Source organism: Paenibacillus sp. FSL H3-0333 (assembly GCF_038002805.1).
Lineage (GTDB): Bacteria > Bacillota > Bacilli > Paenibacillales > Paenibacillaceae > Paenibacillus_AQ > Paenibacillus_AQ silagei.
This window is the reverse complement of the sequence record NZ_JBBODG010000001.1, coordinates 6,620,368-6,646,396: the sequence shown is the minus strand read 5'-3', so window position 1 is coordinate 6,646,396 and position 26,029 is coordinate 6,620,368. Positions and strand designations below refer to the sequence as shown.

At 47.0% G+C, this 26,029-nt stretch carries 15 protein-coding genes; 9 read left to right on the top strand and 6 right to left on the bottom strand.

What is annotated here, in order from left to right; translation table 11 throughout:
* Positions 1-31: 31 nt before the first annotated feature.
* From MHH78_RS29065 to MHH78_RS29035, 7 genes are all read left to right on the top strand, one after another.
* Positions 32-2,320: a glycoside hydrolase family 3 C-terminal domain-containing protein gene (locus MHH78_RS29065; protein ID WP_341169711.1), complete on the top strand. Its 2,289-nt coding sequence runs from the start codon at positions 32-34 to the stop codon at positions 2,318-2,320.
* 165 nt (positions 2,321-2,485) lie between these two features.
* Positions 2,486-4,903 carry a glycoside hydrolase family 2 TIM barrel-domain containing protein gene (locus tag MHH78_RS29060; protein ID WP_341169710.1) on the top strand — a complete coding sequence of 806 codons (2,418 nt, stop codon included), beginning with the start codon at positions 2,486-2,488 and terminating at the stop codon, positions 4,901-4,903.
* Between the two features lie 107 nt (positions 4,904-5,010).
* Positions 5,011-6,315, top strand: a complete 1,305-nt coding sequence (locus MHH78_RS29055; RefSeq protein ID WP_341169709.1) for a glycoside hydrolase family 1 protein — start codon at positions 5,011-5,013, stop codon at positions 6,313-6,315.
* A 218-nt stretch (positions 6,316-6,533) separates the two neighbouring features.
* Positions 6,534-7,841 (top strand): DUF2399 domain-containing protein, encoded by a 1,308-nt coding sequence (locus tag MHH78_RS29050; RefSeq protein WP_341169708.1) that lies wholly within the window; start codon positions 6,534-6,536, stop codon positions 7,839-7,841.
* Positions 7,817-9,271, top strand: coding sequence for a hypothetical protein (locus tag MHH78_RS29045; RefSeq protein WP_341169707.1), 1,455 nt, complete (start codon positions 7,817-7,819; stop codon positions 9,269-9,271). The genes MHH78_RS29050 and MHH78_RS29045 overlap by 25 nt, the downstream gene beginning before the upstream one ends.
* Positions 9,255-9,929, top strand: a complete 675-nt coding sequence (locus MHH78_RS29040) for a hypothetical protein (RefSeq protein ID WP_076076691.1) — start codon at positions 9,255-9,257, stop codon at positions 9,927-9,929. The genes MHH78_RS29045 and MHH78_RS29040 overlap by 17 nt, the downstream gene beginning before the upstream one ends.
* A gap of 254 nt (positions 9,930-10,183) precedes the next feature.
* Entirely contained in the window at positions 10,184-13,150 is a 2,967-nt protein-coding gene (locus MHH78_RS29035; RefSeq protein WP_341169706.1) for a chromosome segregation protein SMC, read from the top strand.
* Between the two features lie 640 nt (positions 13,151-13,790).
* Here the strand turns inward: MHH78_RS29035 and MHH78_RS29030 are convergent.
* On the bottom strand, positions 13,791-16,910 hold the full coding sequence (locus MHH78_RS29030) for an amidase family protein (RefSeq protein WP_341169705.1): 3,120 nt from the start codon (positions 16,908-16,910) through the stop codon (positions 13,791-13,793).
* 315 nt (positions 16,911-17,225) lie between these two features.
* Here MHH78_RS29030 and MHH78_RS29025 point away from each other — a divergent pair, with 315 nt between their 5' ends.
* On the top strand, positions 17,226-17,873 hold the full coding sequence (locus MHH78_RS29025) for a hypothetical protein (RefSeq protein WP_341169704.1): 648 nt from the start codon (positions 17,226-17,228) through the stop codon (positions 17,871-17,873).
* Between the two features lie 66 nt (positions 17,874-17,939).
* Here the strand turns inward: MHH78_RS29025 and MHH78_RS29020 are convergent, their stop codons facing one another.
* The 5 genes from MHH78_RS29020 to MHH78_RS29000 all read right to left on the bottom strand — a co-directional run bounded on the left by MHH78_RS29020 (position 17,940) and on the right by MHH78_RS29000 (position 23,450).
* Positions 17,940-18,950 (bottom strand): glycoside hydrolase family 130 protein, encoded by a 1,011-nt coding sequence (locus tag MHH78_RS29020; protein ID WP_341169703.1) that lies wholly within the window; start codon positions 18,948-18,950, stop codon positions 17,940-17,942.
* Between the two features lie 65 nt (positions 18,951-19,015).
* Complete coding sequence (locus MHH78_RS29015; protein ID WP_341169702.1) at positions 19,016-19,966, bottom strand: MTP-1 family protein; 951 nt, start codon at positions 19,964-19,966, stop codon at positions 19,016-19,018.
* 33 nt (positions 19,967-19,999) lie between these two features.
* Entirely contained in the window at positions 20,000-21,562 is a 1,563-nt protein-coding gene (locus MHH78_RS29010; protein WP_341169701.1) for an extracellular solute-binding protein, read from the bottom strand.
* A 58-nt stretch (positions 21,563-21,620) separates the two neighbouring features.
* On the bottom strand, positions 21,621-22,493 hold the full coding sequence (locus MHH78_RS29005) for a carbohydrate ABC transporter permease (RefSeq protein ID WP_341169700.1): 873 nt from the start codon (positions 22,491-22,493) through the stop codon (positions 21,621-21,623).
* Positions 22,494-22,514: 21 nt separating this feature from the next.
* Complete coding sequence (locus MHH78_RS29000) at positions 22,515-23,450, bottom strand: ABC transporter permease (RefSeq protein WP_341169699.1); 936 nt, start codon at positions 23,448-23,450, stop codon at positions 22,515-22,517.
* A 227-nt stretch (positions 23,451-23,677) separates the two neighbouring features.
* On the opposite strand from MHH78_RS29000, the gene MHH78_RS28995 reads away from it, so the two are divergent.
* On the top strand, positions 23,678-26,002 hold the full coding sequence (locus MHH78_RS28995; protein ID WP_341169698.1) for a helix-turn-helix domain-containing protein: 2,325 nt from the start codon (positions 23,678-23,680) through the stop codon (positions 26,000-26,002).
* Positions 26,003-26,029 lie beyond the last annotated feature (27 nt).

The window sequence follows — 26,029 nt, the reverse complement described above, 5'->3', positions numbered from 1 at the left end:
AGAGTAAAAGTATAAATCAGGAGGTAGAAGAATGAATATCGAAACACTGGTCGGTACATTGACGCTTGAAGAAAAAGCGGGACTGTGTTCCGGAAAAGACGATTGGTTGACAAAAGCGGTAGAGCGGTTAAACATCCCTTCCATCCGTACAAGTGACGGACCTCATGGTCTACGGACGTTTGATGATCAGCCTGGTGCAAATAATAGTAAGCCAGCAGTCTGCTTCCCGGCAGGGTGTGCCACCGCAGCCAGCTTTGACCGAGCGTTGCTGAGTAGCATGGGGGAGGCTTTAGGGAGAGAGGCTCAGGCGATGGATGTGCAGGTGCTGCTTGGACCTGGTATCAATATTAAACGCAGTCCGCTTTGTGGCCGTAACTTCGAGTACTTCAGCGAAGACCCTATGCTGTCCGGAGAACTTGGTGCTGCATTTGTAAATGGTGTTCAAAGCCAGGGTGTAGGCACAAGCCTTAAGCATTTCTTCGCCAACAATCAGGAGTACCGCCGCATGGACGCTTCTTCTGAAATGGATGAGCGTACCATGCGTGAGATCTATTTGCCGGCATTTGAACGGGTAGTCAAGCAATCCCAGCCGTGGACCATTATGGCTTCTTATAATAAAATTGGCGGCACGTACTCTACAGAAAACAAACAATACCTCACCGATTTGTTACGTGAGGAATGGGGGTTTGAGGGTCTTGTTGTCAGTGATTGGGGAGCGACGCACAACCGGGTCAAAGCCGTGGCCGCAGGAACCGATCTTACAATGCCTTCAGCTACCAAAACAGATCAGGAGATTGTAAAGGCTGTGCAGGAAGGTGAGCTATCCGAAAGTGAACTGGACAGAGCCTGCATTCATTTATTGAAGCTTGTCTTTAAATCAATGGATAACCGTAAAGAAGATGTTACCTTTGATTACGACAGCGACCATGCATTGGCGCGTAAGATCTCAGCTGAATCAATGGTGCTTTTGAAAAACGACAATAATGTATTACCGCTAAGGAAGAATGCAAAAATTGCATTTATAGGTGCGTTTGCCAAGGCGCCCCGCTATCAAGGCGGCGGTTCCAGTCATATTAACAGTTATAAAGTTACAAATGCTTTCGATGCTGCTGCTCAACTCATGTCTGGTAACTTAACCTATGCTCAAGGTTATCACTTGGACAGTTTGGAGCCGGATGCTGATTTAATCCAGGAAGCAGTTGCTGCAGCCAAGGATGCAGACGTTGCTGTAATCTTTGCCGGATTGCCGGATTCGATGGAATCGGAAGGTTTCGACCGTGGTGACATGCGGATGCCACACAATCATAATGAACTGATTGCTGCTGTAAGTGCTGCCCAGCCCAATACTGTTGTTGTGCTGCATAACGGCTCGCCTGTGGAAATGCCATGGGTTAAAGCACCGAAAGCCATTCTCGAAGTATACCTCGGGGGGCAGGCGGTTGGCGAAGCAACAGTACAGGTGTTGTTTGGTGAGGAGAATCCCTCTGGACGGATACCGGAATCGTTCCCGGTTCGTCTGGAGGACAACCCTTCCTATCTATTTTTTCCGGGGGAAAATGGGGTAGTGGATTACAGTGAACGGATCTTTGTTGGATACCGTTATTATGAGAGCAAAAAGATGGACGTGCTGTTTCCATTCGGTCATGGGTTGTCCTATACGACTTTTTCGTACAGTAACCTAAGGGTTAGTGCAACAAACATGACGGAAGATGATACGGTAACTGTCTCGGTTGACGTAACTAACACTGGAAGTATGACAGGGAAAGAAGTAGTACAGTTATATATCGCACCTCATAAAGGGGAGATCATCCGCCCGGTACGTGAATTAAAGGGCTTTGAGAAAATTGAACTGAACCCACGGGAAATGAAAACGGTGACCTTTACACTGGGTAAGCGGGATTTTGCTTATTGGAACATGGCTGCGCAAGACTGGGCAGTAGAAACAGGTGAATACACTGTGCAAATTGGGTATTCCTCTTATTCGATTGCACAAGAAACCACATTGCATATCGAAGGGAAAGAGAACCCCGAAGGAATGGAATACACAATGTTCACACCTATAAAGGACTTTATACGTCATCCGATTGGTAAAACCTTTTGGGAAGCGAACTTTGGCAAGATGGCAGAAGGAATGGTGCGAACCGGCTTAGTCCAGGAAGAGGCGCTTGCAGCGGGTATGCAGCTTGGAAATAACGACTCAGCATTAATGATCCAGCCTATATCGATCATGACGGCCTTTGTTCCAGAGCTTGATGGCCAACCTATCAAAGAAATATTAGAGCAAATGAACATCAAATACTTAGCTCAGAAGGAGAAGTGACTCGTATGTATAACGCAATGGTACAACTTCTCGCAATTCGCAAAGAACGAATAGGATTGATATTATAACGTCCCGGCAGGGAGAATTTGCTATAGCAGCTCATTTCTCCTGATGGGCTTATTTTTTGTGCTGCTTTCTAACTAATCACGAAAGGTGTTGTGAAATATGATTCGAGTTTCTTTCAATGAGGGCTGGACCGTTGGTCCAAATAGTGGATTCTTTAACATGGCTCCAGATCAAATGCCGCAGCAGGTTACTTTGCCCCATGATGCTATGATCTCTAAGTTAAGAAGTGAGAATGCCGTGAGTGGAGGCAAAAAGGGATATTTTCCTGATGGAACTTACGATTATGTAAAGAAATTTCATGTACCCGAGACCTATAAGGAGAAGAGAATCACTTTTGAATTCGAAGGTGTATATATGAACGCCATGGTATACATCAACGGGGACTTCGCAGGACAGCATCCTTACGGGTATTCCAGTTTCTATATCAAAGCAGATCGATTCCTGAAATATGGGGAAGACAATGAGATTAAAGTGGTTACCAAGAGCAGTGACGATTCACGATGGTATACAGGAACAGGGATTTACCGTGATACAAAAATGATGGTAGCGAATCTGGTGCATTTCCAAGTGGATGGCCTTCAAATTACAACACCTGAAATTTCTAACGGGTATGCTATTGTGAACGTGGCAACGTTTGTAGAGAATGAGGGCGTGAATCCGCAAACGACCCGGATATCCACGGAAATCCTGGATGCTGAGGGCAACGTAGTAGCTTTTGACCATTCCCCATTAACTGTTTTTGCGGGAGAAGTTACAACAATGCGCCAGCGCCTGGTGGTAAAGCTGCCAAAGCTGTGGAGTGTAGAGACGTCGTATCTATACACCTGCAACAGCAGAGTAATGGATGGGGACAACATTCTGGATGAGGAGATGAGTACATTTGGAATCCGTTCTCTCTCTTTAAATGCTGAACAAGGTCTATCTATCAATGGAGAAATTGTAAAGCTCCGCGGAGCTTGTATCCATCATGACAATGGTGTGATTGGAGCAGCCACGATCGGCCGTGCTGAGGAACGCCGCATTGAGATTTTGAAAGAAGCCGGATTCAATGCCATTCGTAGCTCGCATCAGCCTTTGAGTAAGGCCATGCTGAATGCATGTGACCGTCTGGGTATGCTGGTCATGGATGAAAGCTTCGATATATGGACGAACACGAAATCAGATTTCGATTATGCCTTGAATTTCCCTGTATGGTGGGAACGGGATATCGAAGCTATGGTGAATAAGGATTTTAACCATCCGAGTGTGATCATGTATTCCATTGGAAATGAGATCAAAGAGACAGGGAGTGCCAATGGTGCGGCATGGGGCAGAAAGCTTGCAGAGAAGATTCGCCGTATGGATAGCACAAGATATGTAATTAACTCGATTAACGGCTTTGTTTCTATCATGGATAAATTGAAGGATGTCATGAGCAGCCAACCCTCAGGTGATGTCAATACGGCCATGGCCTCTGCCGGCGATATGATTAAATACGTGCAAGGTTTGGAATTTGTTAAGAATGCAACAGCTGAATCCTTTGCGGCGGTGGATATCGCGGGATATAACTATGCGGACAATTGCTATGTACCTGATAAAGAATTTTTTCCGAACCGGGTGATCTGCGGAAGTGAAACCTTCCCTAAAGATATCGCTAATAATTGGAAGCTGGTACAAGAAAATGGACACGTCATTGGTGATTTCACTTGGACAGGATGGGATTATCTAGGGGAATCAGGTCTTGGCAGGGTTGAATATGGAGAAGTCAGCCGAGGGCTTGGGGCGTCCGGAGCATATCCATGGCTGACAGCACATTGTGGCGATATCGACATTACGGGTCATCGTCTTCCTGTTTCTTATTATCGTGAAATTGTCTTCGGATTGCGCAAAGAGCCGTATATTGCCGTTCAGCGTCCTGCACATTACGGTGAGCAGCCTACAATGATGCCTTGGAGCTGGAGTGACGCCGTTTCCAGTTGGAGCTGGGAGGGCTTTGAGGGTAAGCCTGTTAAGGTAGAGGTATACTCTGACGCGATGGAAGTTGAATTGTTGATCAATGGAAAATCAGTTGGCAAGGCAGACGCCGGTGAAGCGCATGACTTTAAAGCATTGTTTGATACCGTATACCAACACGGTGAAGTGGTGGCAATCGCCTATTCGGATGGAAAGGAAACCGGACGTATGACCCTGGTTTCGGCTGAGAGCGAAGTGAACGTCCAGCTTGAGATTGACCGCATGCAAATTAAGGCAGATGATACTGACCTGGCCTTTGTTACGATTTCGCTCGTGGATGATAAAGGAGTGGTGAAACCCCTTGCCGACCGGAAAGTATCCGTCACCGTAAAGGGTGCGGGAATCCTTCAGGGTCTGGGAAGCGCGAATCCCAAAAATGAAGAAAGCTATGTAAATTCTACGCACTTTACCTACGATGGAAGAGTCTTGGCTGTCATTCGTCCTACTGAGGCCGGAAGTATTGAGATGAGGGTTGAGGCTGAGGGCTGTGCGACAAAAACTGTGAAAATTGAAGTTTGTAAATAGGGAGGGTTTGATATGAGACATTACCCACTAAGGACGATCATAGCAATGGGCGGGAGCCGCTTGTCGCGGGAAGAGTCATCTCAAATAGATTCACGAGGAGGTATATTATGAACGATAATAGTAAAAAGTTAACCATGCAATATCAATTCCCAGACAAATTTTTATGGGGGGCTTCAACAGCCGCCCACCAAGTAGAAGGAAATAACACAAATAGTGATAGCTGGGTGATGGAAAACCTGAAAGGCACGAGCTACAAGGAGCCATCAGGAATTGCAGTAAATCATTATCGACTCTACAGAGAGGATATTGAACGTTTAGCCGCACTTGGCCTCAATTCGTATCGCTTTTCCATCGAGTGGGCCCGGATTGAACCGGAGGAAGGCCAATTCGATGAAGCAGCCATGGAACATTACCGGGATGTATTAAGAACTTGCAGCAGCTTGAATGTAACCCCGGTCGTAACGCTTCATCATTTCACCTCCCCGCAGTGGCTTATTAGCGCTGGAGGCTGGGAAGCTGAAGGTACGCCAGCAAGGTTTGCACGTTATTGTGCTCATGTCATGAGCCAATTAGGAGATCAAATTCCTTATGTATGTACAATCAATGAGGCAAATATTCCTATTGGAATTGCAAAAGTTATGAAGCAGTATCAGCAGGGGGAATCTGCAGCAGGACAACTTGGCATGAACATGGATTTTCAAGAACAAATGCGGGACTACTATGCTGAATTGTCTAAAGCATTTGGTATACCACCCATGGAGGTGCATACCTTCCTGTCACCACGTTCCGAAAAAGGCCTGCACATCATCTTCCAATCACATGTGGAGGCAAGGGCGGCTATCCGGCAGGTTAGTCCGAACACTAAAATCGGATTAAGCATGTCGCTCTTTGATTTTCAGTCCGTCCCTGGTGGAGAAGAACAGGCTGCTTATGAATTACATGAGGAATTTCTACAATTCCTTCCTTATATGGAGGACGATGATTTCCTGGCCTTACAGAACTATTCACGTGAGATCTACGGACCGGATGGTCTCATCCCTGTACCGGCTGATAGAGAGCGTACCCAGATGGGTTACGAATTTTATCCCGAAGCTCTAGAGAATGTTATTCGTTGTGCTTCGAAGCATCTGAACAAGCCGATTATCGTAACGGAGAATGGTGTTGCTACGGATGATGATACACGCCGTGTTGCTTTTATTGATCGGGCTTTAAAGGGTGTGGCTGCATGTATTGCTGACGGGATTCCAGTTAAGGGGTATTTGCATTGGTCACTACTTGATAATTTTGAATGGCAGCTTGGATTCTCCAAGCGTTTCGGGTTAATTGAAGTAGACCGGCAGACACAGGAGCGCACTCCTAAGCCTAGCGCTTATCATCTTGGAAAGATTGCCCGAGCTAATATTATTTATTAGTGTGGATATTCTATAACCTTACTAGCGGACGACATAGAAGCATCCGCTGAGGATAATAGCCTGTAGAGATGAGAGAATAACGTCTCATTCCTACAGGCTATTTTATGTTTCTATATCATGAACAAATTTTGGGTATCATCGTAGAGCATTCTACTTTCCGCTATACTTATCTAAGCAGCTTGAATATGTAATTAAAGAGCTTAGGGTAGGAGGCAAAAGTGAATACTTCAGATGATATCCTTTCGTTTATAAGCCGAAATTATTTGAAAAAAGATGAGCAACTGGAGATGCCAACATTAATAAGTGATGATTCTCTTGTTGATATAAATATTGTAAAAAGGACTGCCCGTACGCTACGAAGAGTAGGGATCATTACCGTTGCATGGCAGGATGGCTTAAGTGCTGAGGAGCCTCCGGAGCAGCAGCTGTTACGCTGGACAGTGGGGAAGCGCGCCTTATTAGAGGACAATCAACAAACGTTTGACTGGCTGAGTAAGGGATGGATTGTGAAGGAGGTCCGGTTCAAGCAAGATGGGAAATCCGTAGACCGGATTTATTACCGTATGGGGTATTTATTATATGTTCAACTGATAAATAAGCAAAAAGATGCAGAAGGGGATATAATAGATCAATTTACGTTTTATCAGTCAGAAGCTGCCCGGAGAATGGAAGAAATAATGTGTGTACCGGGCGAACGGATGCTTCAGTTAAAGGGTTTGACAGTATTCTTAACGGATAGTTTAGCGTGGAGTATTGGTACGTTGAAGGATCAGGCTGTTTTCCCTGCGAATTGGAGTGTATCAAAACGAATCCATTCATTACACTTTTTACTGGCTTTTGGCATGATTTCTTGTACCAAAGAAATATTTGACTGGAAAGAAATTGGCGCGCAGTATTACCCGGGTATTGGAGGCTCTAAGGCATTTGATCTGTCTAAAATAGAGTTTCTTAACATGCTAGAGACGCTAAGCGGTCAGCCAGCGGAAGCATTAGGAATGATAAGCGGAGGGCAGATTACGCCGATCTATTTTGCCGGTACCCTTGAAGGGAAATGGTCCAATTTCCAGGCAGGACCTGTTCATGCTTTAACCAATATTTCAGTATCCCAAGACCAGTATTCAACCGCAGCAACTACGCTATGGTTAGTCGAGAACCGGGCTGTTTTGACGCGGATGTCAGCAGAACCCCATTTCTTGCAGGAGACTAATTCTGTGATTATATGTGTGGACGGACATATCCGGAGTGTGCACCGGTATTTTATCAGACAATTATTGAATAACAGCTCCATTGATCAAGTAATCATGTGGAGTGATTATGATGAGGCGGGGCTGCAAATTGCACGAGAAATGTACCAGTCGCTTACCGGACATGATGTGCGGCATAAATGGATCTGCCCGGATCACTCCATACTAACCAGTTGGCCGGAGTATCAAAAGCGCATGGAGGATTTGCTGCAGTATACGAAGTTGGAACAAGAGATTGTGTTAGGGGAGGCAGAGGATTGGAGAAGCTGGATCAACCATTAATTTCAATTTTTCAGACTGACGAATCCGGGCCGGAAATGCACCAGGCCTTAAGGGATATTGCTCTGTTGTCAGGGGTATTGAATGATCTGGGCTCCCAGAACTTTCTGCAGACGCCTATCGAAATTTTACGGTTCTTACGTATTATTCAACTGCTCAATGAGGAGGCCCTGGGACTGGATGAACCGATTGAGAACGTAGATACCCTGTATTTTCGTTACCGGAACCGCTATGAGGACCTTGACCCGCCAAGCAAGAAAAAGGTTGAACAGATTGTAAATGTCCTGGTGAAGTATAACTGGATATCCAAACAAACCAGGCAGCTAAAAATGCGTGATGTAGGGAAGCGGATGATGGATACGCTCATACGGCTTGCCAATGATTCTTTAGCCTATTATATGCATGATGATATAGGACGATCGTTATTCCAGGCCAGACGGGATGCCGAGCTTAGCGAAGCCTATGATGATCATGGCATTTCCGGCGGCAACAAAATTGCCAGTATGATTCGCAACGTGGAAAATGCTATACAATTGATGAAGGAACGTGAATTAGAAATGCTGGCGGACCGTAATGCACTGCCTCAGTTAGAGATTATCCATCAGTTGATGCAGGAGCTGGAGATGAAGCTGACAGAGCGTCTCCGTAAGTATCATACATTAGAGGACAGTCTGGTGCTCAGTGATTTAATGCAGGCAGGAACATCTGCACTTGCCGATGGCACGAATCTGAGCATGGGGATGATTAATAAATATCTCAAATTTACGATGATGAAGCAAACGATGCTCTTGTCCTCGATCAATCCCGAAAAAGTTCGGATGTTCATTACTCAAATGTATGACCCGCCTCCAGAATCGGACATTCCTAATGCTCATCAGATTATGAGCTTTATGGAGCAGAATGAATACGAGGGGGAGTCCATGGATGGTCTGTGGATGCCTGTGAAATTCGCCGCGCCGCTGTCCGGTGCAGCTATTAGTGAAGCTATTCATTATCTTGAGGACTATGAGCCGCTAGTGGACCGGATGCAGGAAGATATCCAGGAGACCCAATATATCCATGAGGAGATTGATATTACACAATTAGAGGATATGATGGGAGATTCAGCGTGGTTGCTGACGAAATCTATGATTGAGACGGACGCCATTGAAGGATTCATGCAGGAAGTGGAGCAAGCTCCGCTAGAGACGGTAATCATTGAAGCAACATCTGCGGAGTGGGGCGATGCGATTAACGCACTTACAGCGTTATCTGCGTTAGTAGGCAGCAAGAAGCTGACAATGGAGGAAGCGGCGGCGGAATCAGAATCCCAAGCCCCCCGATATGACAAGGAATGGGACTGGATGAATCCGAAGGATATTAATCAAGTCGTTAAGCATAACAAAGCTTCAATGAACAGGCAGAAGAGGAGTGACGATGAGCTTGACGGATGAATGTAATGTAAATCCGCTTAATGTCATGCAGGCAATCAAAGGCATGTTAACCGAGGCGGAAGAAATCGTGTTTATGAATCTTTTATTCTCATCCTCTGCAACAATACGTGTGGGCAATTTCGGCTTATCCCGGCGCGAGGTAGAGAAGCAGTTAAAGATATCTAATGATGATGAGCAGTTCAATTCATTTTTAATGCGGGTTAATCAGGCGGTAAGCCGGTATTTCAAAGTAATCTATGATGTGAAAAGAGATCAGGTGATCGTGATGATGCGGGTTCCTGCCCGATCGGCACGCAGTACATTGTCCAAAGAAAGTCTGGCCATTCTCTTGTTTATCTTTTATCAGCAAGAAGTGTTGCAGCATGAGTTCACGCTATTCGATCAGTTGCTAAATGCTCTTGGACATGAGACGACGAAGGCAAATCAGCGTTTGATTCTAAATATTGACCAATTGAAAAAAATCGGGGCACTCGAAGAATATGATACCAATTCAAATGAGAAGGCGTATACCATCACTGGAATTGGGGCTAATATGTTCTCGGATTCCTTTCTGCGCCGTACGGTTGAATTCAGTCAATCCAATCAATTAAACAAAGAGGAAGTTCTGAAGTTTTTCAAACGATATAATCTGTATCAGGAAGGAACTGACGAAGCATAATGATACCTTGGAAAATGTGGTTTACTGGCATTCGGGATTATCAGCCAACGATGATGGACTTGTCAGGACAAGAATCACATATCTTGATCACCGGTCCGAATGGAGCAGGGAAATCTACCATAACGTACTGCATGGGGGTTGTTTTGTATTCTTCCAAGGTAGACTTAGAGGGTCTGAAATCCCGCAATCTCCTTCCGGATGATACGTGGAAAGCTCATATTCGGCTATTGTTTAAGAATGAGGGAAGCGTGCGCATGGATGCCCCTGCTTTTATCGAATTCTCGATTTATATTGTGCAGGAACCGGGACAGCCGGCCAAGAAGGAATTTATCATTCAATCGGGGGATGATCCGGAGCAATGGGAGGAGACTATTAAGTATACTTCAGGTGACCGGCAATACAATTTCACTACGTACAAGAAGGACCTCCAGTACAAATACAAAATTGATCCCGACCTGTTCTATCTGATTTGGTATCAGCAGGAGGTTAATCAATTTGCGGTCATGGACCCGCAGGAGCGGTTTCGTATTTTTGCTGAAATGCATGGCATTAATCAGGTACAGCACAACTGGGAAGAAAGTATGGAAAAGTTGAAGGAAGTGCAGGAGAGTCTAAGAACAGCTGACATTAACGTTTCCAATAAAAAGCAATGGCTGGGAATTGCTAAGGCAGCGCTGGAACGGTATGAGGATAATCGCAAGCGCCTTGTAGAAGGAGGCCGGATGTACGCTGGAGCACTGCTGAAATTAGAAACCTTTTATAAGCAGGAACAACAGCATTTATTAGCCAAGCAAGAACAATTGCTCGTGGACCAGGAAGCAATGAAGGACAACCTTGACCTATTGCAGGAGCAAGCCGAGCGGATTACTTATGAGCTAACGCAGGTCCAAGCGGAAAAAGAGCAGATTAACGAGGAAATCACTTTATTACAGGAGAAGCTATCTCTTGTGAATAATGAAATAAATGAAACCACGAACGTTATTAATGAATTGAACCACCAGCTGAAGGAGCTGAATCAAGAAAAGTCTGGAATTACGCGCACGGAAGAAGAGGTACAGGCGCAGCTCGAGGCGATCACTTTACAGCTTCAAGAAGTGAATCGTGACTTGGCGAAGGCTGAAGCAGACATCCAGGAATCCGAGGCTGTTATAGAAGAATTAATGAATTCAAGCTATATTCTGCATGCGCAGATTCAGCAGGATAAGGCACTGGAGTACGAACATCAAGGACGGTTATGGCAATATCACAGCAGTTATGATGTGGATAAGAATATTGCAGCATTAGAGCAAAGAATTCGAGACTTTAAGCATGAACGAGATAAGAAGGCGAAGCTGCTTCAGGCATTAACGGAAGAGGGATTTCAGCTTGAGCATAATCAATTATGGTCGGACCGCCAAAGAGAATCACTTGCGCTATTTAAAGCGAATGGGGTGCGTGCTTATACCTTAAATGAGCTGGTTGAATTACACGAGTCCGCCCGGCCCGCAGCAGAGGAGCAATTCGAAGCTATTAAATATACAGTATTTTTTGATGGTATGCATGTAAAGGCTCCGAATGATTTGTATCATGTTCCTCTGCGGAGTATTGTGCCGGATCGATCGGTTACTGACATTCAGGAGCTTCAGATTCATGTGAAAAAAGGCATCAGTGATGATGTATTCCCGCATGCAGTTAAAGCTCTATGGTGGGTAGAGCAATTCTATCAGGCAGGAGAAATACGTGTAGAGAAGGGTCTGCTGATTGATCCGAGGGGGATACGCGGGCCACAGGAGAAGAAGAACTATATCCTAAGCCAGAAGGCTCTGCAGAAACGCAAAGAGGAAATTCAGAAGAATACCAGCCAATTAAATACAGCGCTTGCGGATATCGAAGACTCCATTAAGAATGATACACAGACTATGCAGGAATTGCATGCGATTATTCAAGCTGTTCGTGAATCCGAAGCTTTCCTCACCAAGAAGCATGAACGTGAAGGACGGGCTGCGAAATATGCACTTGAAGTGCTACGTCTTGACGAGCAGAAGCAGCAGCTTCAGGAAATAAAGGTTGTGCACAAAAAAATCCTCGAGAAACAGGTCAAGCTGGAGCATACACAGGAAATTTTGCAGCAGGAAGCGGATTTTTATGTACGCTTGGGACAGCAGAAGGAAAAGTATGAAACGTTGCAGCAGAAGACAAAGCACCGCCAGAGCTTAGCCGCGCAACAGGATATGATGAAGCAGCAATCTGACACTCTTGAAGAACAGCTTGATCGTATAGAGGGTAATGAACGCCGGCAAAACCGGAATTTTGCCAAGAATCAAGACGATGTTGAACAGGTAACGCGTACGTTGCAGCAAATGAATATCCAATTAAAAGATACCCATGAGGCGCTTGAGACATCACAAATAAATCTGCTTACGGCCATCGAAGAAATTGAGAATTTCAAAGGAACAGCCCGGTTTATTTATGATGAGCTGGTTAACGAGCCTGGACCAGAACTTAGTAATGTGAAAAAAACGCAGTCGGTTACCAAGCTCCGTCAAGAATATGAGTCCGGGAAGGTTACATTTGATAATGCCAGGTATGAATCGGGTCTAGACCCTGCTGCACCTGAGAATTACAAAGTCATTGAAGAAGAGGTTCACCGGCTGCAGGATGAGTATAAGCGGACAAGCTTATTGTATGAAGAGAATCAAGAACGGGCTGAGACGCTCAGGGATCAATTGGAGACAACCATTAATATGAGAGTGCTGGAAATTCAGCAGCGATTCAAAAACTACATGAGCGGTTTTCAGTTCGAGGGGCAGATTGATTGGAAGCAGCAAGAGGACCGCAAGGGACGGGTGCTGTTCCATTTATTCATAAGAGCCCGTAAGGAAGGGCACCGGGGAACGTTAGAGGATGTCAGTGTGAAGGCGCGGGGAGGAAGAGTTGGCAAGGGTGTCTCTGGCGGGGAGGAGTCGCTTAGTTCACTACTGTTTGCACTCGCTTTGTTACAGAATCTGCAAACGGCACCGGGGTTTATTGTGATGGATGAATTCGATAGTGCGTTAGATGAGCAGCGGAAGTTAAAAGTATTTGATCTCTATGCGAGCGAGCTAAAGCGCAAATTAATTATCCTATCTCCGAAGTCGCATGAGAACTCCTATCTGGACCGGTTCTCCAAAGCTTACATTGTGCAACATGATCCTACCGTACCTTGGAGTAAGGTGACGGGGTTGATTTTAAAGCGTGAATGAGAGCTTGAGAGTAGATTGGCCCGTTAGAGTGAGCTGAACATTATTGGGTCTAACGGGCTGATTTGTTCTGTTAGTAACTGATTGGGTTAAAGATATAGTGACCAAGAAAAAATATATAATTATTAGAGGTATTAAAGTGTTAACATTTTTAATTCATTTTCTTACAATGGTGTACTAATATTCACTTTTGGATGTGGTACATGCTTGCTAGCCATATCGTATTATGCAAGCAGATTAAATAAAATGATGGGTTTTGCATTAATTTTATTTGGGATAGCAATGATGGGAATAGGCACTGTTACTATTTTGAAAAAGTACAATTATGTTGATCCATCAAGCATGATTACTATAATACCAGCTTTTATAGCACTACTGAGCATCCCATTACTATCCCTATCCTCCTTAAAGTTGATAGAAAGAAAACCGGAATTGATGAGGATTTATAATCATGTAAAAATCAGCTTGATAATATTCATAATTTTTTTTGTTATGTTTATAATTCTCATTATTTTTGCATTCACTAAATGAAACTTTAACCACAAGCAGCAGTACAAATCAAGAATTTGTTACAGCAAGTTAAAGGCCATCCCTTTCGGGATGGCCTTTCCTGTGAATTCTATACTTTTAATAATTACTCCCCTTACTTCCCACTCTCCAGCAATCTCGCCACCATAGTAGCGAACTCTGCCCGGGTAATGTCTTTAGCAGGCTTAAAGGTACTGTCCTCGTATCCGGTAATAATTTTATTCGATGCCAGTGCATCAATGGAGTTATAGTACCAGGCCTCTTTGTTAACATCCTTGAATGAGGTGGTTCCGGTACCAGTCAGCTTAAAGGCTCTGGTGATTAGTGTTGCTAGTTCACTGCGGCTAATCTTCGCGTTCGGGCGGAAGGTGCCATCGCTGTATCCGTTCATCAGGCCGGCACCGGCAGCTGCGCCGATATACTTGTTCGCCCAATGCGCCCCAGACACATCTGTGAATGTACTTGCTTGTCCTTCAAGTCCCATGTGCGTTGTAATGACCTTAATGGCTTCGGCACGGGTCAAGCCTGCATTCGGACGGAAGGTTCCATCTTCATAACCTGTTAGTAATCCTTTGGAAATCAGCAGGTCGATGCTAGCCTTTGCCCAATGATTCAGTGTATCTGTGAAGCTGACCACTTCCGGCTTAGGTGTTGGTGCTGTTGTTTCTGCTGGTGCTGGTGTTGCTGTAGGAGCCGGTGTTGGTGTAGGCGTAGGCGTTGCTGTTACCGGTGGAGTTCCGGTACCTCCTCCAGGACTTGGATTGCTTGGTCCATTATCTGTTGGATCAGGAGTAGTAGGGTTTGGAACATATGGGAGTGCTGGAGCAAAAGCGGTAAGCAGTCTGGCTTGACTTTGCTGCTCAAGCGCATAGCCCATACCCAGAACTTTGGCATCGTCCCACGCTCTGCCTACAAGCTGCATCGAGATCGAATAACCGCTGTCGTTCGTTCCTACAGGAACCACTACGGTAGGGAGGCCGACATTAGACGTTAATACGCCTGTGTTACGGTCCGAGCTTAACTGAGAGGCGGATGCGTCATTGTTATATACGTCACTGATGAAGCCTGCATACACAATAGCATCCACGCCATTCTCATCCATCCAGCCTTTGATCACTTCTTTATAGTCCGTTCTATACTTGATGTAATCTTGTACAGCCTGTTCCGTCATCCGCGTAGGTGCAGTATATCCTCTCTGATTATAGATAAGCACCTTATCTGAAGCGAGCACACTTGCTCCATCCGCGTAAGGGAAGGCCTTATGAAGCTCAATGTAGCGCGCCCAGCCTTCCGTAGAACCGTTAATGCCTTGAGGACGGGTAGGGGCTGCTGGCATTTTTGACATTTCAACCATTTCCGCTCCCGCAGCTTGCAGCTCAGAGAACTTATTCTTTACGGCCACTCCGGTATCATCATCTGCGTAGCTGGAGACAAAGGATTCGGGGATGTATCCGATTTTCTTTCCTTTCAATGCGCCGGTATCCAGCGACTCCTTCCAGTTCTCCGGACGTTTATGATCTGCATCAGCAGTTACGGTGAAAATATCCTGCGGGTCCGTACCCGTTGTAGCATTCAGCATAATAGCCAGGTCCGTTACGGTTTTGGCAATGGGTCCCGCATAATCCTGTCCCCAAGTGAGCGGGAGCACACCTGTCGTACTCGCCATGCCGTCTGTACCACGGAAGCTTTTTAGACTGGCACCTGTTGTAGGTGCATAGAGAGATACCCCGGTCTGCGATCCCATAGCTGCCGCTGCGAAATCAGCTGCAACCGATACTGCCGATCCTCCGCTGGAGCCGAAAGAGGTTTTGGAAGGATAGAGTGCGTTCCATGTCTGCATCCAGCCGCTTTCACTGAAGCTTCCGCTGTTCGCGAACTCCGAAGTATTCACTTTACCAATAATGACCGCGCCGGCTTCCCGCAGCTTATTCACCTGGAAGGCATCCGATTCAGGGCGCCACCCTTCAAGTGCTTTACTGCCGCCTGTTGTAGGCATGTCCTTGGTGTCATAGATGTCTTTGATCGCAATCGGAATTCCCAGCAGATCGCCCTTGGCGCCTTGTGCACGGGCTTCGTCAGCCGCTTTGGCCTGAGCCAGCGCCGTTTCGGATACATGCAGGAAGGCATGGAAGCCGAGTTGCCCCATATCGTATGCCTTGATTCGATCCAGATACGCTTGAGTAATTTGTACAGAAGTCGTTGTACCGCTAATCAGATCCTGCTGCATCTGTGCAATGGATTTATTCACAACATCGTAAGGGGAGGAAGTGATGAAGCTTTGCGCTGCCGGAGCCTCTGGAATGAACAGGTTATCTCCAGTATTAAGTCCCTCTATGCCTGAGATATCCCAGTTGCTGATAGAGCGGATCTGTGCAGGGGTTAATCCGGATACATCCAACTGCTGATGGAGTCCATTAAGCGTGGCAACCAGATTGTTCAGCCCGGCTTCACCAGCTTCTCCAACTTGTACAAAATTCACCAGGGATTTCGACTGGCCCGGTTCAAGATTCAAGGTATTAATGAAGCCATAGAAATTCGCCTCATTACCGGACTTGGCCAGAGGTGTGGTGAATGGATTCTGCTGCTGATTCCCTAGAGCGGTTAATCCATTATTAAATGGATGTGGAGACCCGACCGCAACACCTAGAGGTTTATTGTTTCTGGCGCTGCTATCGACCACAATCCATGAATCGTCTGTAGTCACCTCCAGATCATTGGAGTAGGTTGCCTTGACCACTGAAGCATTGGCCGCTGTGCCATAGCCTAAGGAGCCGCCGAAGGATACATCAACCTTTACAGCCATATCATTCTTATTGGTAAAAGTATCAAAGAATCTAGTCCGGTTATTGATAGTGTCCACATACACATCACGGGTGACGGTGACATTTCCCAGATTGACAGATTGAGACGAAGTGAATCTATTAACGCCATCGTATTTGAGGTCGAACCCGCGCATCATTTGTCCATTCATTAGGGAGGCGGAAGGCGAAGATACTTTAACAAAAATATTACCGAAGCCTTGTACTTGTGTAGTACCGACGGTACGCAAGCTCCCTGTGTCCAAGCTGGGTGCAAAAGCATCGTGAATCTCCCATACGGTGCCACTAGATGAAGTAACCCTCGTTAAAGCATCGGCCGTTTGAAACGGAATGACTCCTGAAGCAATAACAGATAACGCAATGGAAGTAGCTATAACTTGCCTCTTCGTTCTACGCAGACGTTTTAACTTACTCATGTAGGCAATCTCCCTTTCCTCTATGTATATTATTAATTGTGTTAAGAAATATAACATTGTATATTAATTCAGTCAATGAATAATATGAAATTGAACTATTTTTAGAGATTTTAACAAAGGGAGAGTACTTTATTTATTAAAAATTGCATGAAAAATAATATAAAGGTGTTTTATATAACGTTTTGTGTTATGTATATGGTAGATATACTGGTTAGTTTTTTCATAAGCCTACTTTTATGCTGATAGATTATGGAATGTGCTACAATATTTTAAATGAAATTTTTGCTTGTATAGGATGACACTCAAAGGAGATTTATGATGAAACGCTTTCGCTGGAGCATTGCTGTTTATTTCATGTTGTTCGGGTTTGTCTTATTCGCATTATTCAACGAATATTCACCCATCCTGATCGTTATGGGGGCTGTGGCGGCTTGTCTCATTGTTTTTACAATCCAATTCTATTACCCGGCAGTTTTGGAAAAGCGTGTGGACCGCGTGGAGTCTTTTTTACGCAGCCAAAAAAGTAATCCAGCCCTTTATATTCAGTATGTTCTTGCGAACAGGCTTGAGGATGAAGCGGGAACGGTTATGGAGCAGCTGATGAGCAAGCATAAAAGGGTAGCAGTACAGGCAACATTCAAGGCGGGTTACGGACTGTACCGCAAAGACATGGCTGCTGTTCAGGAAGCCGTGCCGTATATCCGCCATGCTGATTACCGGGCGTACTATGAAGTGGTTCTGCTGTTGGAGGAAGGGAAAAGTGCACAGGCGCGGGAACATCTTGAGTCCATTAGGAAGCAATGGATGAGATCAGCTCTGCTCGCAGAAATAGAACGCAAAGCTGACAACAGGGAGCTTGCGATTAAGTATGCCAGGGAAGCGGTAGAGGCTTCGAGGGGCGTCCAGCGTTATGTGTTATATAAGGAGTACGAAAGAACGTTACCGCAAGCGGTTGAAGCATAGTTTGAAAAACCGGGTATCATCCTCATTCAAGGATGATACCCGCTTCTGTTAGTTAGGATGCCAGTCTTACTGCCCTAAACAAACCCTGATCAGATCATCGACATGCGCGGTCGCCAAACATTCCACAGTGTCAGCAGCACCGTAATAGATTTTGACTTCGCCATCGTCCTCCAGGATCATGCCGCCGGGGAAGATGACGTCGTTGCGGAAACCTCCGTCCATTTCGTAGGGGGCTTCCGGGGCAAGCAGCGGCGAGGCGCTCATCCCGAGAATTTTCTTCGGATTATCCAGGTCAAGCAGCATAATACCTGCCGTATACCGCTTCTTCCAGGACGGCTCCCAGCCGTTCTTCCCTCTGGCGGGATCAACATCCACCGCATGGAAGGTGGTCAGCCAGCCCTTATCTGTCTTCACGGGCGGTGCTGCCGGACCGATCTTGTCATTGGCGAACGGGACCTGCTCCACCGCCAGCAACAGCTCCGAACGTCCCCAGTAGATCAGATCCGGTGACTCCGCGATCCAGGTGTCGAACCGGTCCTTGCCTCCGCGGCTGTATACGGTGAACGGCCGTTCCAGCCGCACGTAGTTGCCGTTGATTTTCTCCGGGAACAGCACCATATTCCGCAGGTCCGGCGTAGACAAGCTTAAGATTTCAAAGGATTCAAAATCATCCGTGACTGCGATCCCGCCCCGGATGCCATGCCGCGTATCTACAGCGAAGCACATATAGCAGCGGTCATCAATTACCGACAGACGTGGATCATATCCGCGCACAAACTCTTCGTCGTTCAGCTTGAACACCGGCTTCGGCCCGGCCGTCCAGTGAATCCCGTCTTCACTGAATGCGATCCCGAGATCCGTTGTATGAGACGGTTTAAGAGTCTGCTGCTCAAGGGAGCCGTAGTCATTGCGGAATACCATTACATACCGGCCGCCGAACTTCACCACTCCCGCGTTGAATACAAGTGCGGTGGGGTAAGGAACCCGCGCTGCATCCAGCACAGGGTTGGCCGGATGGCGGCGGATGAGCGGACTGGAGGCCAATGCTCCTATGATGGGTGTATTGTTAAAATTCATCGTTGAATATCCTCCTTGAATGTGGAACTGCTTTTGCTTTAACTTGAATTTTTAGTTCAATCTATTTAGACAATGCTTCCATAGGATGCGAACGGATAGTCAATCGTAATGCGCCCGGCCTGGCAGTCGCCAACGCCGCTGTACAGATCGGCCTTGCCGTCGCCCCGCATCACGATCCCCGAAGAGAAGACGCAGTCCGTCAAATACGGTGTCTTTGCAGGTCCGGGCGGGTAGCAGGAGCGGCTTCCGATCAGATGCAGGTCATGGGATTCCCGGGTCACGGGATCGAAGACGAAGGCCATGTTCAAATATACCTTGATTTCCTGCCCATTCTCATCCTTATGCGAATAACAGATATGGCCGATGATTCCGATTTTGCTGCTGCTCAACAGGTAAGCCTGATTGACGCCTCCCCATTCGCCTGCTCCGAAGATACCGTCAATGTAAGGTGCGTTCTCAATGACTTCAGCAGTCAAATCCTCCAGCTTGTCAATCACAGTGAATCCGATCATGGACTCGCTGCCGTATTGGCCTTTCATTTCATGATTGCGCGGACGCGAGAAGACGCCAATTCTGCCGTCTGCCAGAGCAACCAGGCGGATATCCTTCATTTTGTTCGGACCGGTAGTGAAGTAGTACAAATCGTGGAGGTCCGTCCCCCGGTAAAAATAACCGAAAAACGTGCTGTATTTGCCGCTCTGATATTGCACATGGGTCCCGCCCAGTACAAGCTCATCACCTATTTCGCTGATATACGGGTCTTCCAGCGTATAGATCATGCTATTCTCCACCAATGTCCACTCATCCTGGCCTGTTTCCTCGAACAGACGAACCCAGGAGCGGGCCCATTCTTCGCGGCGTTCTACCCGGCCGAACAAGTAACGTATACCATCCCGTTCAAAAGGAATTGAAATATTATAGACATCGAATCCGTCCACGTTTTTAAATACCAGGGTTGCGCTCTCATAGATGGTTTTGGTTGCTTCAAATTCTTGTTTTTGCTGATGCAGGCTCACGATTTCTCCGCTCCTTTGGTGTTGCAGCTCGTTTTATTGCTGAGAAGCTTGATATTCCTTGAACTGCTTTTGGTATTCGGCAACGACCTTGTCCAGACCTGCCTTCTTCATCTTATCCAGCGCTTCGGTGAAGGCCTTGTCATAGTCCAGCACACCCATATAGATTGGAGTAATGCTGGCTGAAGCTTCCGAGAGAATATTGGTATATTCGGTTCTTACATTGGTCGGGTCGAAAATAAAGTTGGCTGCAATACTGTTGACCGCACTCGGATTAGGCTCAAATAAGACCTTGTTATTCTCAGGAATACTGCTCTCCGGGTCAAAGCGCATAAAGTTCACATTGCCGTTCTGCGAATCTGAGCCTCTGTACCGCGGATTATTATTGTTGTTCGGGTCTCTGATCGGCTTTAAGCCTTTGTCGCCATCTTTGGTGTAGTGCTCACCCTCGATGCCATATTGAACCAGGTCGTAGTTATCCTGGCTGGCCAGCATCCAATCCATAAATTTAACGGCCGCCTCAGGGTGTTTGCTGTTAGCCGGTACGGCATTTCCGTTCTTGAAGGAGAGGGGGCGCAGATACTCTTTCTCCGGGTTAAACCACACTACGCCGATATCGTCCACTGTAGCATCCGGGTTGTATTTCTGGAGTCCGTTCAAGCTTCCGCCGGTTCCCAGGCGCACGAACCACTCCCCGCTGTCGAGCTGGGCATCTACCTGTTCCTGCTTCATAACCAGGATGTCAGGATTCGTAATTCCCTTGCTGTACAGCTCGTGCATGAAGGCGGCATCCTGCTTGAATTCGTCGGTTTCAATCCAGGATTTGACCTCTCCGTTCTGGTTGACATAGAAGAACTTATCCTTAACCGTGAACGGGAAGGTGTCATAGGTCCGGTGCAGGATGGAGGTATGCAGATTGATCGGGTCAAAATCGGCCCGGGTGCCTAAGTAAGGCTTGTTCTTTCCCTTCCAGTTCTTCATCACCGTCTCCCAGGCGCTGATCAGCTCAGCTGGAGTTGTCGGCTCCTGCAAATGGTTCTCGCGGAGAATGTCGCGGCGGATATTGAATTGGCCCTCGCTAGCCATTTCAACCCAATAGGAGGGCACGATATAATATTTCCCGCCGATGGTCGCCCCGTTGAAGATGTCCTCCGGGATATTCTTTTTCAGGTTAGCTCCATACTTCTCAATTTCCTCTGAGATATCGGCCAGTGCACCCCGGGTATAATAGTTGGAAAAAGGAGTGCGGTCCTGCATGACATGAAACAGATCGAACTCTTCACCGGTGGACAGCATCAGGTTCAGCTTCTGGTCCCAAGCATCCCAGGGGATAAAGACTTTCTCTACGGCAACACCGACACCGTCTGCGGCCAGCTTCTCATTGACCTTCTCGAACACCTTTTGGTAATCCTTAGGCTCGGTGCCGGGAACCACGTATTTGATCTTGACGACCTCAGAGGCATTGGCATTCTCTGCATTCGGGGATGAAGCATTGCTTGCTCCATTTGTGGCAGGGCTGGCATTATCGGCCTTGCCGCACCCAACCAGGGTGGACAGGGCAAGCACCACAGCTAACAGGGTTGCATAGGATTTTCTCATGAATAATACGGACCTCCTCTTATGTTGTCTTCTATATGTTAACCCCTAAGGGATGACATCAGCCTTTCACTGAACCGATCACGAGCCCTTTCACGAAGTACTTCTGTAAGTAAGGATAGAGGAAAACAATCGGCCCGATGGTTACGATGGCTGTCGCCATCTTGACCGACTCCGAGGGAAGCGTAACATCGCTTGTTCCCGCCAGCATGGCCATATCGTTCAGCATACTGATCTCCGATTGCATCTGCAGCAGCATGAATTGCAGCGGGTACAGGTCTTTCGTGTCAATCAGCATGATCGCATTCCACCAGTTGTTCCAATAATCCAGTCCATAGAAGAGGGCAATCGTCGCCAATACCGGTTTACATAACGGAAGATAAATCTTAAAAGCAATGACAATATCACTGGCTCCGTCTATGGTGGCGGATTCCCGCAGCGAGTCAGGAATGCCGTTCATGAAATTGCGCACCAGGAAGAGATTGAACGGGCTGAACAGCAGTGACGGAATAATCAGAGCGAGAATATTATCGGTTAATCCGAGCGCACGGTTCATCAGATACCAGGGCACAATGCCGGCGGAGAAAATCATGGTGATAAAAAAGTAAAGGGCCAGCAGATTGCGGTGCCTCACATTTTTGTTCGCCAGGGTATAGCCTGCCATAGAAGTAATCAGCAGGGCCAGCGTGGTGCCGGCGAGTGTGACAAAGATCGAAATGCCGTAGCTCTGAATGACCTGGGAGCCGCTTGTAAAGATCAGCTTATAGGCATACAGAGAGAATTTCTCCGGAAACAGGCTGTAGCCGTTCTTAAGAATGGCATCCTCATCCGTGATGGAGATCATTAGTACGAGCAGCATCGGAAGCAGGCACAGCGTCGAATAAACCGCAGTCAGCGTGTACATGACCGTCCTGCTGATTGAAATTCTTTTCATTCATACTCCTCCTTCCTGGATTTAATATAAAGCGCCATCTTTGAAGTACTTGCGGGTAATGGCATTGGTACCAAAGACAAGGATAAATCCGATAACGGACTGGAACAGTCCCACGGCCATGGCTTCGGAAGGGTCGCCGATCTGGCGCAAGGAACGGAATACATACGTATCAATAATATCGGTGGTCGAATACAGGGTGCCGTTGTCCCCGATGAGCGCGTAGATCATCCCGAAATCACCGTACATAATTTTGCCGACCGAGAGCATTGTCAGAATAATAACCGTTGGCATCATTAGCGGAAGTGTGATCCGAAAACACATCTGCAGGCGGCCCGCCCCGTCAATTTCTGCTGCTTCATACAACGTCTCATCGATGCCGGTAATGGTCGCCAGATAGATGATCGCGCTCATGCCCGCGCCCTTCCACACATGCATAATGGTCAGAATCGCCGGCCAGGACTGGGCTTCGGTATACCAGTTCACGGAGGCCATGCCGAATTGGTTCAGCATTCTGTTAATCACGCCCATATCCATGGAGAACAGCGCATACAGCACATAGCTGATGACGATCCATGAGATGAAATTCGGGAATAACATCAGCGACTGGGTGATCTTCACAAACAGCTTCTTGCGCAGCTCGTTCAGCACCAGTGAAATAGTAAGCGCCATCAGCGTGCCGAAAATAATAAACAGTAAATTAAGGTAAATGGTATTAAAGGTGACTGTAAGCGCTTTATTGGAACGGAAGAAAAACTCAAAGTTTTTGAAGCCTACCCATTCGCTATGGAAAATTCCCTTTGTATAATTGAAGCGCTGGAAAGCAATAACCATATAAGGATAGGTCATATAGCCGAAAATAAACGTGTATGCCATGGCCGGCAAAACCAACAAATAGGATGTGCCATTCCTGCGGATGTCTGACAGTATGCTGAGCCCTGGACGCCGTTTTTTCTTCAATTCCTGTTCCCCCCTATTTGTTTGTTATAGATGACTGTTGCCTTGATTTCAGCTTAGCTATAGCCGCAGTAAGAGTCTATTTTAAAACCAGGTAAACGCTTTCAAATTTGCTCATAAGGCTTTCAAAAAAAAGGAATGGCTTTCATTTTCGCCTGATTCAGTACCGTTCCAGACGGAAATGTACTATATTTAGAAATGATACCGAGCAGCATGGGGAGGAATACAGCGTGCGGGCAACCATCAAGCGGCTTGTTCGATACAAGGCATTTCAAAAACTCACAATTTCATATTTCCTTCTCGTGCTTCTAACCGTAAGCCTGCTGTCCAGTGTACTCTTCTCCCTGTTCTCCCGAAGCGCCATCAAGGAGATCGAACGCAATTCCCGGGCCATGCTATCCCAGATCACATACGCTTCGGATGTCGTCTATAACCAAGTCATGACGATCGGAAACACACTGCTGATTCAACCGCAGATCCTGTCCTTTCTGGATGAGACGGTGGAGAATAAGGTGAGCAATTATCATATTCATCAGCAGATCGAACAGATTGCCAATCTGAACCCGTATATCCACAGTATCGGAATCCACCGGCCTTCTACAGGCACGACCATCGATACAGCCGGGCTTCCGTTCGACGCATCGCTCACCGCGCTCAGTGCGAAGCAATATATGGAGTTCAATCCGCGCAGCCTGAAGGTTGCGGGCCGGAATAACGGCAGGCCGTTACAGTTCCTGACCTTCTTGCTGTATCCGAATTTCGCATACCAGACCACAGGCAGTCCGCTGATCTATATCAATGTGGAGGAACAGTCGATTCTGACGACGATCCGCAAGATCGGCAAAGCGGACGCGGCCAATAATGTCTTCGTGATCAATAATGAAGGTAAAGTGCTGTCTCATACCGATTCCAATCTGTTCCTGGATGACTTATCCGGGGAGGAGTATGTACGGACCATATTAATAGAGAACCAACCGGAGAACAGCTTCACCACAACGATTGCAAACGAAAAGAATCTGGTCACTTATGTGAAATCAGAGGAACTGGACTGGTATTTTGTAAGCGTTTCACCGTATTCTGAGCTCATCACTGACATTGACCAGCTCCGGGGGATTACGCTGCTGGTCACAGCCGGTATTGTACTTGCAGGTCTGTTGATCTCTATCCTGTTAACCTCGAACATGAATAAGCCCTTATCGGCGCTGCTGGAGAAGGTCATGCCGAGCCCAGTCAAACCCGCATCCGGCCTGGCGCTGATTGATGAATACAAGATGGTGACCGAGGTGTTCCACTCCTATCATGAACGTGAGAAATCGATGCAGTTCGTCATCAGCCATTCCTCCCGGACGGTCCGTGAGCATTATCTTCATGCCTTGCTGCGTGGTCATTCCCTGGAGGACTCGGTCTCAAGCGAAATGATTAAGGAGATCGGCGAGGAGGTTGCGGGACCGTTCTTCGGCGTGCTGGTGTTCAAGATTAATGAGCTTGAGCCTGCAGGGGAGAGGGTAGAGGGGAAACAGCAGTCTTTGCTGCGCTTCGCACTAGGGAATATTGCCAAAGAGCTTCTGGAGCATATCGGCCCCTGTGATGTTCTTATTATGGGAGGAAACGAAGCTGCCGCCATCCTTCAATACACGAAAAATCAGCTTCCGGAGGAGCTGGTGCCTTCCTTGCGTACGATTCAAAGCTTCCTGAGCCGTTACTTCAAGGTCACTGTATCGATAGGTGTAGGAGATATCTCCTTTGGCAAGGGGAATATTCCGTCCTCGTATACATCAGCCCAGCAGTATGTGAAATACCGCTTAATCTATGGGAAGGAAGCGATTCTGGACGCGGCAGCGACACGGCACCATGTGTTAACGGCCTTAAGTTATCCCGCCGCCAGCGAGAAGAAGCTGATTGATGCTGTGCAGCAGGGCAAGCAGGAGCCTATCGCTGGCGCCATCGAAGAATTTATCGATACTATATCCGGCGGATCTGTTCATCAGATCATCACCTTCAGCACGCAGCTCATGTTGTCTTTGCTTAAAGCTTTTGATTATTTGCAGCATGTGCCGGATTCTAATTTCAATGACTACCTGCAGGCGGTAAACGAAATTGAAGGTGCTGAGGATCTGACGGAGATCCGTAACCTGTTTAACCGCTATTGCTCCACCATCTGCAAGTTAATTGAAGACAAGAATCACTGGATGAATGCCAAGAAGCATAATAGTCTCATTGAAAAAGTACAGAATTATGTCCATGAGCATTATGCCGAGCCTAACATCTCCCTCGATCTGGTGTCCAAAATCGCCGGACTGTCCCCCAGCTATCTGGGCAAGCTATTCAAAGGAGCGACCGGGCAATCCTTCAGTGAATACCTGAACAACACCCGGCTGGACAAAGCGAAGGAGCTGCTTGCTGCAACTCCTGACACGGCGGCTAAGATCAGTGAAGCGGTCGGGATCTACAACATCACTTACTTCTCCACCTTGTTCAAGAAAAAGTACGGGCTAACCCCTTCGGCCTTCCGTGAGCAGGAGGCGATGAAGAGCGCTGCAGGTGATGATGAGTGATTATTTCCCGCTTAAACAGCGGAGCGG

What these genes read in the sequence shown, in the direction of transcription:
- MHH78_RS29065 (WP_341169711.1), top strand. Translation starts at nt 32, where the DNA reads ATGAATATCGAAACACTGGTCGGTACATTGACGCTTGAAGAAAAAGCG.
- MHH78_RS29060 (WP_341169710.1), top strand. Translation starts at nt 2,486, where the DNA reads ATGATTCGAGTTTCTTTCAATGAGGGCTGGACCGTTGGTCCAAATAGT.
- MHH78_RS29055 (WP_341169709.1), top strand. Translation starts at nt 5,011, where the DNA reads ATGAACGATAATAGTAAAAAGTTAACCATGCAATATCAATTCCCAGAC.
- MHH78_RS29040 (WP_076076691.1), top strand. Translation starts at nt 9,255, where the DNA reads ATGAGCTTGACGGATGAATGTAATGTAAATCCGCTTAATGTCATGCAG.
- MHH78_RS29035 (WP_341169706.1), top strand. Translation starts at nt 10,184, where the DNA reads ATGGATGCCCCTGCTTTTATCGAATTCTCGATTTATATTGTGCAGGAA.
- MHH78_RS29030 (WP_341169705.1), bottom strand. Translation starts at nt 16,910, where the DNA reads ATGAGTAAGTTAAAACGTCTGCGTAGAACGAAGAGGCAAGTTATAGCT.
- MHH78_RS29025 (WP_341169704.1), top strand. Translation starts at nt 17,226, where the DNA reads ATGATGAAACGCTTTCGCTGGAGCATTGCTGTTTATTTCATGTTGTTC.
- MHH78_RS29020 (WP_341169703.1), bottom strand. Translation starts at nt 18,950, where the DNA reads ATGAATTTTAACAATACACCCATCATAGGAGCATTGGCCTCCAGTCCG.
- MHH78_RS29010 (WP_341169701.1), bottom strand. Translation starts at nt 21,562, where the DNA reads ATGAGAAAATCCTATGCAACCCTGTTAGCTGTGGTGCTTGCCCTGTCC.
- MHH78_RS29005 (WP_341169700.1), bottom strand. Translation starts at nt 22,493, where the DNA reads ATGAAAAGAATTTCAATCAGCAGGACGGTCATGTACACGCTGACTGCG.